Source organism: Roseateles sp. YR242, from assembly GCF_900109745.1.
Lineage (GTDB): Bacteria > Pseudomonadota > Gammaproteobacteria > Burkholderiales > Burkholderiaceae_C > Roseateles.
Genome location: NZ_FOAV01000003.1, coordinates 134,392 through 145,921, shown reverse-complemented (window position 1 = coordinate 145,921; position 11,530 = coordinate 134,392). Strand labels below are relative to the sequence as shown.

The window sequence follows — 11,530 nt, the reverse complement described above, 5'->3', positions numbered from 1 at the left end:
GCTTGTTGCCGGCCAGCGCCTAGACTAGCGTCATGCCCCTCGCATTCGAGCACGCCGAAGACCAGGCCCAGTACCGCCGCCCCGCCCATCGCGCTGGGGTAGAGCTGTATCACGCCCATATCCTCCGGCACAGCTTCGAGCCGCACACCCATGAGGCTTATGGCCTGGGTGCCATCACCGAGGGCGTGGGGCGCTTCCGCTGGCGTGGGGGCGAACACCTGGCCCCCAGCGCCACGCTGATGCTGATGAACCCGGAAGACATCCACACCGGCGAGGCCGCCACGGCGCAGGCCTGGGGTTACCGCATGGTCTACCTGGACGAGACCTTGCTGAGCCGCTTGTATGGCGGTCCGGCCTGGCGTTTTGATGCCGCAGTGGCCTTTGATGCGGCTGCGGCCACCCGTGCCGCCGGCTTGATCGCCACCCTGTGGCAGGCCCGCGAGCCGCTGGCGTTCGACAGCGCACTGCTGGACCTGGTGCAGAGCCTCAGCCGCCATGCCCACCGCGCGCCCCAACAGGCGGACGGCGCCGCACCGCGCTTCCAAGGCGTGATCGATTACATGCGGGCCCACCTGGACCAGTCGCTGGACACCGACACCCTGGCCGCCGTCGCCGGCCTGAGCCCTTTCCACTTCCTGCGCAGCTTCAAGGCCCAGCATCACGCCACACCGCAACAGGCCCTGATGGCCTTCCGCCTGAACGAGGCCAAGCGGCTGCTGTCCCGCGGCGAGGCCCCGGCCCAGGTCGCCGCCGACGTGGGCCTGACGGACCAGGCCCATCTCACCAGAAGCTTCGCTCGCCGCTATGGCGTCACCCCGGCCCGCTACCAGCAGCAATTGGGTACAAGACGACGCACCTGAGGTGCGGGCACACTGCCGACCATGTGGACTGGATTGCTTTTTGCCCTCGCGGCCGGCCTGATGTGGGGCCTGGTCTTCGTCGCACCGCTGCTGCTGCCCGACTATCCCGCCGCCCTGCTCACCGCCGGGCGCTACCTGGCCTTTGGCCTCATCGCCGTCCCCCTGGCCCTGCTCGACCGGCGGGAGCTGGGGCGCCTGACCCGTGCGGACTGGTGGTCCGCCTGCCGCCTCAGTGCCATCGGCAACTTCCTGTACTACCTGACGCTCTCTGCCGCCATCCAGCGTGCGGGCGGCCCGTTACCCACCATGCTGATCGGCACCTTGCCCGTGGTGATTGCACTGTGCTCCAACCAGCGCAATGCCGCGCGTGACGGCCATTACCGCTGGCGCCAACTCACCCCCGCGCTGATGCTGATTGCGGCCGGCATCGCCTGCGTGAACCAGGTGGAACGGGCGGGCGTGGCGGCGGCCGACATGGCCCGCTATGTGCAAGGCGCCGTGCTCGCCCTGGTCGCCGTGGCCTGCTGGACCTGGTACCCCATCCGCAATGCCGACTGGCTGCGCACCCACACCGGCCGCAGCCCACGGGCCTGGGCCACCGCGCAGGGGCTGGTCACCCTGCCAATGGCCGTGCTGGCCTTCATGGCGATCGGTGCGCTGCAGATGACCGGCGTGCCCGTGCTGCCGGCAGACTTTGCCACGCCCGCCGGACCCCGACCCGGGGCCTATGTGGGCCTGATGCTGGCGGTTGGCCTGTTTGCCTCCTGGCTGGGCACCCTCTGCTGGAACGAAGCCAGCCAACGCCTGCCCACCACGCTGGTGGGGCAGCTCATCGTGTTCGAGACCCTCTCGGCGCTGGTGTACGCGCAGGTGCTCCGGGGCGAGTGGCCAAGAACGCTGTCGGTGGTCGGTGTGCTGCTGCTGGTGGGCGGGGTCTGCTGGGCGCTTCGCCTCAAGCCGGTCCCCCGGTTGGAGAGCGCTGATGGCCCGTCACGACAGTAAATCCCGGTAAAGCCGAACCACAGGCGGCGACACCATTTGCAAAATGGGGCATGACTATCCATCGCCGTGCCTTCCTGGCCTCCACCACCGTTCCGCTCTTTTCGCTCCTGGCGGGCCTGCCCGGGGCGTCGCAGGCCGAGCAAGCGCTGCCTGCCCGGCCGGTGAGTGACGAGGCGGGCATCAACCCGGGCATCAGCGGGGGCCTCACGCAGGGCGTCACCCAAGGCGTCTGGCACGACGCCCGCCGCAGCCGCGACGTGCCCTGGCGGCTGCGCCTGCCGACGCCGCCCGCGACCGGCTCAGCCGCAGTGGCGGAATCCACCGCCGCAGCGGGGCAGATTCCGTTGATCATCTTCTCCCACGGCCTGGGTGGCAGTCTCGACGGCGGCACCGAATGGGGCCAGGCCTGGGCAGCGGCCGGCATGGCCACACTGCATCTGCAGCACGCTGGCAGCGATCGCGCCATCTGGGCCGGTGGGCTGCGCGGGGTGAAGGCCGCCGCCTCGGTTGAACAGCTGGTGGCGCGCTGCCTCGATGTGCGCTTTGCAGTGGAACAGTTGCTGCAGCTGCAGCAAACGCGTGACACCGCGTGGGCCCGTATCCGGCCTGATGCCCTGGGCATGTCCGGACATTCCTTCGGCGCTCACACCACCCTGGCAGTGGCGGGCCGTCGCTTCCCGGTGCGGCTGGCTGCGGAACTGGCCGAGCCGCGGTTCAAGGCCTTTACCGCCTTCAGCCCGGCTGCGGGCGTGTCGCCGGAAGGCTTGCGGGCCATCACACGGCCCATGCTCTGCCTGACCGGGAGCCTGGATGGCGACCCCCTTGGCCAGGAGCGCTCCGGCAATTACCGCCGTGCCGTCTACGACACCCTGCCGCCCGGGGCGAAAGCCCAACTCTGGCTGGAAGGTGCCGACCACATGACCTTCGGTGGCAACGGGGAGCCGGGCGCGGGCCTGGGGCAGCGCCTGGCCGGGCGGCGCCGGCCGGAGGCGCCGCAGACCCTCGCCGCCCACCATGCGGCGGTGATCCGGTCCGTCACCACCGACTGGTGGCGCGCGCATCTCCTGGACGATTCCGCTGCAATGGCCAGGCTTCGGTCACCGCAGGGGTTGAAGGGCGAGGACAGCTGGCAGCAGGGCTGATCGATTGCCGCTCCGCCTCCAGCCACCGGAAAGCCTCGATCGCCGTGGCGCCCTCGCCACTGTTGCGCGCACGCTTCAGCGGCTTGCCGACGGCGGCGCCTGGGCCACCCCATGCGCCCACGGTGGCTGTGCGAAAACGGAATCACACTAAAGTTGGAACCAATTGTTTAAGTAGGTAAGCCACCTCCATTTAGGGCTATAAAGCGCGCTCGCACCATTTCAAGTTGGTTAACCCGTGTGGGCAAGTTGATACAAACGAGGCGCCACATTCCCGAGGGAGGATTTCGATGACCAAGACCGCAATCCTGCGGCGCGCCCGCCTGGCTGTGTCCGGCGCGGTGGCGATTTTTGTGCTGCAAGCCTGCGGCGGTGGCGGAGGTTCCTCCGACAACGCTGGTGGCGGTTTTTCTTCCAATCCCAGCAGCGGCTACGCGCAGCAATGCTCGGCGAACAACATCGAGGCGGCGTCCAGCCTGCGGACCGCCAGCCTGACGACGGAAAAGAGCTGGGTACGGGCCTACATGGACGAGGCTTACCTGTGGCGCGACGAGGTGCCCAGCGTCAACGCCAGCGCCGCCGAATTCAGCGGCAACGACGTGGGCGCAGCGCTTGCAGCCTACTTCACCGCCTTGCTCACGCCGGCCAGGACCGCCAGCGGCAAGTACAAGGACCAGTTCAGCTTCGTGATGCCCACGCGCGAATGGAACGCGCTTTCGGACGCCGGTGTGGCGGTGGGCTACGGCATCGAATGGCATCTGGGCTCCTCGCTGCCGCCGCGCAACATCCGCGTAGCCTACGTGGAGCCGAACAGCCCCGCCGCCCTGGCCGGTGTGCAGCGTGGTGACACGCTGGTCACCGCCGATGGTGTCGGCGCCGATGACGTCACCTCGTCCGGTGTGGACACGCTCAATGAAGCGCTGTTCCCCTCACAGGCCACCATCAGCCACCGCTTCGTGCTCACCAGCAACAGCGGCCTGACGCGCAGCCCCACCTTCGTGGCGGGCAATGTCACCAAGACGCCGGTGCTGCAGAAGCAAGTGGTCACGGCCTCGGACGGCGCCAAGGTCGGCTACATGGTCTTCAATGACCACGTCGCGACGTCGGAAGCGCAGCTGATCAGCGCGGTGACGGACTTCAAGACCCAGGGCATCTCCGAGCTGGTGCTGGACATCCGCTACAACGGTGGTGGCTACCTGTACATCGCCAGCGAACTGGCCTACATGATTGCTGGCGCCGCTCCCACCAGCGGCAAGGTGTTCGAGCAGCTGCGCTACAACAGCCGCCGCACGTCCGACACCAACAGCAGCGACGCCCGCACGCCGTTCTACGACACCTCCTGCATCCTGGCCAACGGCAAGTGCACGGATGAAAAGCAGTTGCCGGTGCTGAACCTGCGCCGCGTCTACGTGCTGGCCCAGGAAGGCACCTGCTCCGCGAGTGAGGCCATCATCAACGGCCTGCGCGGTGTGGATGTGGAAGTGGTCCTGGTGGGCGGCACGACCTGCGGCAAGCCTTATGGCTTCACCGGCAAGGACAACTGCGGCTACAGCTACTTCCCGATCGAATTCGTGGGCACCAACAACAAGGGCTTTGGCGAGTATGCGGACGGTTTCGTCGCGGGCGGCAGTGGCGCCACCGGTGTCCCGGGCTGCTCGATGACGGACGACTTCTCGCACCAACTGGGCGACACCAGCGAGAGCATGCTGGCGGCTGCCTTGCAGTACCGCGCCACTGGCACCTGCCCCGCCAAGCCGGCCAGTGCAACCACCGGACGTGCCACCGCCCTGGCGGCCACCTCGGCCGACAGCGTGGCCTTGAGCCTGAAACGTCTGGCGGCTCGCAGCAACCGCATCGTGGGCGGCCGCCCGTGATGCTGGGCTGGCACCATCGGTGAGCGCCTGCGCCCACCGGTGCTGATGTCAGCCGCTGATCCATGAAAAAGGCGCCTCTCTCGGGGCGCCTTTTTTCATGGCCGTGCGGTGCTCAGAGCTTGGGAATCCGGATCCGGCTGATCATCAGGGAGCCCGAGATCGCGAACATCAGCACCAGCGGATGCAGCACAAAGCCGGCCACCTGGAACTGGCCAAACCACAGCGCGTCGCCGATGGCACCTTGCGCGGCGGCCACCCAAAGGATGATGACCAGCAGCAGTGAACTCGGGATGGGTGTGCCCTCGAAGTAGGTCACCTTGCCAGAGTCGGCGCTCAGGGATTCGGCGGTGATGTTGTAGCGCGCCAGGCGCGACACCCCGGCGGCCACGAAGAAGCCCAGGATGATGCGGTCCCAGAGGCCCTGCATGCCGCAACCATAGGCGATCATCGCCGGCGCCACGCCAAAGGAGATCACGTCGGCCAGCGAATCCAGCTCCCGGCCCATGGCCGAACTCTTCTGGCGCCAGCGGGCAATCCGTCCGTCGAGCACGTCGAACACCAGCGCCGCAGGGATCAGCCCGCAGGCATAAAAGAGATGAAGCAGCTCACGGTTCTGAAGGTAGGTCATCACCGAGAACAGTGCGCCGACGCCGCAGAAGGCGTTTCCCAGCGTGAACCAGTCCGCGAGGTGGAACTCCCGGATCATCGAAAAAGGCTTGGGTCTGTTCATGATGCGAGCATAAGCGATGGTCCTCAGCCCTTGAGGCAAAGGCCGCGCCCGGGTCGGGGACCGGCCCGGCCGGGGATCAAACCTGGTCTGGGGGCTGCTGCGGTGGCTGCTGGGGTAGCCGGGCTGTTGTCGGGTCTGGCGGCGGATTGGGCGCCGGGTTTTGTGCAGCGGTTTGCGCTGTGGTTTGCGCAGGGTCCGGCCCGTCCGGCGCGGCGGGTGACGCCGTCACCCGGCTCCACGCCTTGCGGGCCAGATGGCGGGCCAGCAAGGGCAAGGGCATCCGCAGCCAATGCGCGCGGACATACAGCGCCAGCTCGGCAAGGTCCTGGCCGGGGAGCCGGCAGCTGTCGTGCGGGGGGCGCAGGGCCCGGTGATAGGCCGCGTCCACCAGCGGCTGGCGCCAGCCGATCAGGCGAGGCGCCAAGGCGGCCGTGACGTCGTCCGGCACGGGTGTGTCCAGCCACCGCTGCGTGTAGCGCAGCGCCAGCGCCAGCGGGTGTTCCAGGCCGATATGCGCGGCCCGCGCCAGCAGCCGCGGCCAGAAACCGTCCAGGACGCTGAATTCGCGGATCAGCGCGTCCAGGTCGAACAGGTCACGCAGCCCATTGGGCAACTCACCCTCATGGAACAGGTGGGCGGCGCTGTGCAGCAGCATGTCCTGCGGCGGCAGCACGAACAGACCCGGATGGCCCGGCAGGGGGCGCGGGTCGTCGAACAGCGCGGCCGTGTTCAGCGGCGTGCGGGCCGTGGGGGGCAGCAGGCTGTGATGCACATCCAGCGAGGTGCCGCGACGGCGGTGATGCAACGGGGGCAGCTCATGCATCCACTCGCGGTAATAGCGTTGGTCGTAGTCGTCCAGCGGGTCGAAGTCCCAACCGTGGACCATCAGCGCAATCTCCGCGCGCGGCAATTGAGCGGCCGGCAGCAGCAGGTCGATATCCGTGAACATGCGTCCCGGCGCAGGCGCATGTCCGCCGAGTGCATAGGCGGCGCCCTTGAGCAGGATCACGGGGCCGGCCAGTTCGGCCAGGGCGTTGCAGAGGAAACCGGCTTCCCGGCCCACCATCTGCGTCTGCCGCCGGGACAACAGCAGTGCGGAATGCAAATGCGGCTGAACCGGCGCCGGCAGCTCGTCCAGCCAACCGCCCGTCTGTGCCAGATGGGCCAGCTTGCCCGCCAGGTTGGCGCGGCGCGCCTGGCGCAGCAGCAGATCCCAGTCGTTCAATGACAAGGTCGGGGCCAGGGCGGGCGCCAGCAGCACGCGGACCAGCAGAGGCTGGTCCGGGGCCGGTTGCCACTGCGGCGCAGGCAGGGCGCTGGCGTGGAGCCGGGCGCTCATTCAGCGCCCCCCACCAGGGAGTCGAAATGGGCCACTGCGTCGTCCAGCTGGCCGTATTCAAAGCGGTAGCACTCGCAGCGGTCCACCAGGGCACCGAGGGCCTGAAAACCTGCCTGGCCATGCAGGTCGTAGTTGAAGCTCTGTTCCGCGAGCGCCATAAAGGCGCTAGCGCGCTCGACGGGCTCCAGCCGGGCCGAGCTGTAGCCCCGCCAGGCCGGCAGCACCACCCACGCGGGCGTGGCCGGCACGCCGCGCCGGGCGATCGCCGCTTCCGGCGCCCGCACCAGGGCCACCGTGCCCTTGCTGGTGTTGGGCATGGAGGCGCTGAAGCGTGCTTCGGGCGCAAAGGCCTTGACCAGCGGGATGGAGGCGTTCTTCAGGTTGATGGGGCGCGCCATGCCGTGGAGCTCGCCGGTCCGCAGGTCAAGCAGTCCCAGTTCATCAGAAAGCAGCCGCCAGCCCCGGTGGGCCAAAGCCGCACACAGGGTGCTCTTGCCGGCGCCCGGTGGGGCGGGCATGAGCAGGGCGCGGCCGCCCCGCTCCAGCACGGCGGCATGGATCAGCAGGTATTGATGAGCGTGGGCGGCGATGCACCAGTTGATGCCCCATTCCAGCATCGCCAGCGCCTGGGCCGCTGGCAGCGGGGTGAAGGAGCGCTGGCCATCAAACCAGAACTCGGCCCGCCCCATGAGCCGTGAGCGCCAGTGCGGGCTGCGCAGGACGGCCACATGGAAATCCACGAAGTCCTGGCGGGGCGCCAGCTCAAAGCCCTCATACATCAGCGCGATGTCGTCGGCCAGGTGCGGCAGGTCGGAACGGACGTTCACCGTGAAGGGCGCCAGGCGCAGGGCCAAGCCATCCCGGCGCAGGCGATGGCGCAGGTCCTCGCGCGGCAGCTCGGCGAGCTTCACGCGGACGGCTCCTCCACCAGCAGCTCGATCTCCACCAGCCGGCGCAGGTGCAGGTCCAGCAGGTCCGCGAGGGCCTCGGTCCCGGGCATGTCGTCCCAGTCCACCTCATGGGCCAGGCGGTGCAGCAGTTGCTGGCGGTTCAATGGCACGGTGCTGAGCCACTCGGCGAGTTGCGCACCGAGTGCGGCAATCAGGTGTGTGTCGCCACTGGCGGGGTTGAAGAACACCGCCTGCTGCTCGCCCTCCCAGGCGCGCAGCACCTCAGCCAGTGGATGTGTGCAGCGCCACGTCGCCGTGAGCGCCATCAGCTCACGAGGTAATTGGCGTAGAGATAGCTGCGGAAGTCGGTTTCCGTCCAGGCAGCCGTACTGCCGGCGTTGTTGGGCTTGAAGCTGTTGGGGCCCAGGGACGCCATCTTCACCAGCATGTCTTCACCGGTGGACGAAACCACGCATTGCGCCACGTTGTGGCCGGCGAAGAGCGTGTTCAGCCGGGCCACCAGCATCATGGTGGCGTAGCTGCCCGCATCGGCGCCGAACAGGTCGGCCACCTTGGCGGTGGACGAGACATTCTTCAGGCCGCCCGGGAACACCTTGGCCACGGTGAGATTGTTCTTGCAGTAGGTCGTTGACCGACCGGCATACCAATAGGCCGCAATGAAGCTCCACGGCGGCGAGGTCGAGACCGCCGAGCGCACCGAGTTGTTCACCCAGTTGCTGATGGTCCAGCATTCGGTGTTCTTCAGCACCGCTGCAGACGCACGGGCCTGGACACTGGCGCCGCCATTGCGCAGCACCGCCGAGCCCCAGGCCGAGGTGGTGTTGCAATGCCAGGCCATGACAGGGCGGCTGGCCAGGGTCAGGCCCACCGGCACACCCGCTTGCAGGAAGCGGCGGCGGCGCGACGAAACAACGGCGCCTGCGTTCGGTGCCGGGGCCGATGGCTGTTGTGTGTCGCTGTGGTGGTCCATAAGCTCAGCTTTCGTGTGCATGTGCCCCAAACCGGGGCGGATGCTCATGCCGCCCGGAACAAGGCCGGGCTGCGATTGAAGTGTTTCATACAAGGCACGCCATCGCAAAGGCGATGCACCCCTTGAACGGGTGGCACTCAGCGTCCTTCAAGGTAAGGATAAGTTGGTGCTGGCTCACCAGATGAATCAGCCAGCATCGGGCTTCAGCTGCTGATGCATCCAGGCGGTGGCGGCTTCCAATGTCTCGAACGCACCAAAACGACGTCCGTGCTTCAGGTACAAAGTCTCAAACAGGGGCATCATGAAATCACGCCCCTCGACGTCCGGCCCCGCCACATAGGCCACGGCCACCGGTGGACGACGATGCTGCGCCATCCGCTGCAGGAAGCGTTCCAGCTCCTCCATGGACTCCGGCGAAGTGACCATGCTGACGCTGAGCGTGAGGATGTCGCCGAAACGTTCAGGCGGCGGGTCCGACGTCAGCAGGTCTTTCATGGCCCGGCCCAGCCCCTGCACCGCCTCCCGGTTGAACGGCCCCTGGCCTCGCAACCGGATGATCGGGCCTTCGCGCCACATCTCGATCTGCCCGTGCGCGTGGAAAGGGCCCCGTACAAAGGCATGAATATCGCGTTTCAACGGCACTGCCCCCACTACATCGAGCGTCCATCTTGAGTGGCAGGCGGCTCGACGCCATCCGGGTGAACGCGTACGGGCGGGATCAGTCTGCGGCGTCCTCCACAAAATCGCGGTCCGTGGCGGTGTCGCTGCGGCCAGGCTCGCCGGGCCTGCCTGCATCGTCGCCATCCTGGTGCGCCGGCCCGTCTTCCACCAGGAAGCCGCCGCTCTGGTGCGCCCAGAGCTTGGCGTACAGGCCTCCGGCGGCCAGCAGGCTGGTGTGGTCGCCCTCTTCGACAATGCGCCCCTGGTCCATCACGATCAACCGGTCCATCGCCGCGATGGTGGACAGTCGGTGGGCGATGGCCACCACCGTCTTGCCCTCCATCAGCCGGTACAGGCTGCGCTGGATGGCGGCTTCGACCTCCGAATCCAGCGCACTGGTGGCTTCGTCCAGCAGCAGGATGGGGGCGTCCTTGAGCATCACCCGGGCAATGGCGACGCGCTGGCGCTGGCCCCCGGAGAGCTTCACGCCGCGTTCCCCCACATGGGCGTCGTAACCCTTGCGCCCCTTCGGGTCGGTCAGGCCATCGATGAAGTCCTGGGCCTCGGCACGGCTGGCGGCGGCCTGCATGGCTTCTTCGGTGGCATCCGGGCGGCCGTAGAGCAGGTTGTCCCGCACCGAGCGGTGCAGCAGGCTGGTGTCCTGCGTCACCATGCCGACCTGGGCACGCAGGCTGTCCTGGGTGACGTGGGCGATGTCCTGCCCGTCAATCAGCACCCGGCCACGGTCAATGTCATAAAAGCGCAGCAGCAAGTTGAGCAGCGTGGACTTGCCCGCGCCCGACCGGCCCACCACCCCGATCTTCTCGCCCGGGCGGATGTGCAGCGAGAGCTCGTGCAGCACCGGCTTCTTGCCGCCGTAGCTGAAATCCACCTGCTCGAAGCGCACTTCGCCCCGGTTGACCGTGAGCGGGCGGGCGTCCGTGGCGTCCGTGATGGCGATGGGGCGGGAGAGCGTGGTGATGCCGTCCTGCACCGTGCCGATGTTCTCGAACAGGTTGGCCATCTCCCACATGATCCAGTGGGAGATGCCGTTGAGCCGCAGGGCCATGGCCGTCGCGGCGGCTACGGCGCCCACGCCCACCTGCCCCTGGGTCCACAACCACAGCGTCATCCCCGCCGTCGCGGCAATCAGGCCCATCGACAGCACATGGTTGACCACCTCGAAGCCGCTGATCAGCCGCATCTGCCGGTAGGCCGTGGACAGGAAGTCCAGCATGGCGCCCCGAGCAAAACCCGCTTCCCGATGGCTGTGGGAGAACAGCTTGACGGTGCTGATGTTGGTGTAGGCGTCCGTCACCCGGCCGGTCATCAGGCTGCGGGCATCGGCCTGCGCGGCGGCCGCCTTGCCCAGGCGCGGCACGAAATACACCAGGGCCACGACGTAGAAGGCGAGCCAGCCCAGGAATGGCGTCAGCAGCAGCAGGTCGAAGCCCCCCACCACACTCAACATGGTGACGAAATAGATGCTGATGAAGACCAGGATGTCGGTCACGATCATCACGCACTCGCGCACCGCCAGGGCCGTCTGCATCAGCTTGGCGGACACCCGGCCAGCAAACTCGTCCTGGTAGAAGTTCATGCTCTGCGCCAGCAGGTGCCGGTGGAAGTTCCAGCGCAGGCGCATCGGGAAGTTGCTGGCAATGCCCTGATATTTGATCAGTGCCTGCAGCGCAATCAGTATTGGGCTGGCCAACAGGATGCCGCCCAGCAGCAGCAGGTGGTGCCGCTGGGTGGACCACCACTGCGCCGCCGGCACCGTGCTGAGCCAATCCACCACCGAGCCGAGCATGGAGAACAGCAAGGCCTCGAAAGCGCCGATGCCGGCGGTGAGCAGCGTCAGCAGCAGCAGCAAGCCGCGAATGCCGCGCGTGGCGGCCCAGACGAAGGGGAAGAATCCCTTGGGCGGCTGCGGCGCCGGGCTGGTGGGGAAAGGGTCGACGAGTTTTTCAAACCGGCCAAGCACGGCGGTCTCCTGGTCAAAGGGCGAGCAAGCCTGCAAGCCTACAGGAGCGCAGTGGCCGTGG

11 protein-coding genes are annotated in these 11,530 nt (G+C 67.6%); 4 read left to right on the top strand and 7 right to left on the bottom strand.

Features of this window, described 5'->3' with window-relative positions:
* Positions 1 to 32 precede the first annotated feature (32 nt).
* From BMY53_RS07820 to BMY53_RS07805, 4 genes are all read left to right on the top strand, one after another.
* Entirely contained in the window at positions 33 to 860 is an 828-nt protein-coding gene (locus BMY53_RS07820) for an AraC family transcriptional regulator (RefSeq protein WP_092945345.1), read from the top strand.
* Positions 861 to 881: 21 nt separating this feature from the next.
* On the top strand, positions 882 to 1,862 hold the full coding sequence (locus BMY53_RS07815; RefSeq protein ID WP_092945344.1) for a DMT family transporter: 981 nt from the start codon (positions 882 to 884) through the stop codon (positions 1,860 to 1,862).
* Between the two features lie 50 nt (positions 1,863 to 1,912).
* Entirely contained in the window at positions 1,913 to 3,004 is a 1,092-nt protein-coding gene (locus BMY53_RS07810) for an alpha/beta hydrolase family protein (protein ID WP_092945343.1), read from the top strand.
* A 287-nt stretch (positions 3,005 to 3,291) separates the two neighbouring features.
* Entirely contained in the window at positions 3,292 to 4,875 is a 1,584-nt protein-coding gene (locus BMY53_RS07805) for a S41 family peptidase (protein ID WP_092945342.1), read from the top strand.
* Between the two features lie 112 nt (positions 4,876 to 4,987).
* Here BMY53_RS07805 and BMY53_RS07800 read toward each other — a convergent pair whose 3' ends face one another.
* The 7 genes from BMY53_RS07800 to BMY53_RS07770 all read right to left on the bottom strand — a co-directional run bounded on the left by BMY53_RS07800 (position 4,988) and on the right by BMY53_RS07770 (position 11,469).
* Positions 4,988 to 5,605: a CDP-alcohol phosphatidyltransferase family protein gene (locus BMY53_RS07800; protein WP_092945341.1), complete on the bottom strand. Its 618-nt coding sequence runs from the start codon at positions 5,603 to 5,605 to the stop codon at positions 4,988 to 4,990.
* Between the two features lie 76 nt (positions 5,606 to 5,681).
* Positions 5,682 to 6,944 carry a nucleotidyltransferase domain-containing protein gene (locus BMY53_RS07795; protein WP_092945340.1) on the bottom strand — a complete coding sequence of 421 codons (1,263 nt, stop codon included), beginning with the start codon at positions 6,942 to 6,944 and terminating at the stop codon, positions 5,682 to 5,684.
* Positions 6,941 to 7,855 carry an HprK-related kinase A gene (locus BMY53_RS07790; protein WP_092945339.1) on the bottom strand — a complete coding sequence of 305 codons (915 nt, stop codon included), beginning with the start codon at positions 7,853 to 7,855 and terminating at the stop codon, positions 6,941 to 6,943. Before BMY53_RS07790 ends, BMY53_RS07795 begins: the two co-directional genes overlap by 4 nt.
* Positions 7,852 to 8,160, bottom strand: coding sequence for an HPr-rel-A system PqqD family peptide chaperone (locus BMY53_RS07785; protein WP_092945338.1), 309 nt, complete (start codon positions 8,158 to 8,160; stop codon positions 7,852 to 7,854). Before BMY53_RS07785 ends, BMY53_RS07790 begins: the two co-directional genes overlap by 4 nt.
* Positions 8,160 to 8,846, bottom strand: a complete 687-nt coding sequence (locus BMY53_RS07780) for a hypothetical protein (protein ID WP_218151201.1) — start codon at positions 8,844 to 8,846, stop codon at positions 8,160 to 8,162. The genes BMY53_RS07785 and BMY53_RS07780 overlap by 1 nt, the downstream gene beginning before the upstream one ends.
* Positions 8,847 to 9,011: 165 nt before the next feature.
* Positions 9,012 to 9,461: a hypothetical protein gene (locus BMY53_RS07775; RefSeq protein ID WP_143073985.1), complete on the bottom strand. Its 450-nt coding sequence runs from the start codon at positions 9,459 to 9,461 to the stop codon at positions 9,012 to 9,014.
* A gap of 82 nt (positions 9,462 to 9,543) precedes the next feature.
* Positions 9,544 to 11,469, bottom strand: a complete 1,926-nt coding sequence (locus BMY53_RS07770) for an ABC transporter ATP-binding protein (RefSeq protein ID WP_092945897.1) — start codon at positions 11,467 to 11,469, stop codon at positions 9,544 to 9,546.
* Positions 11,470 to 11,530 lie beyond the last annotated feature (61 nt).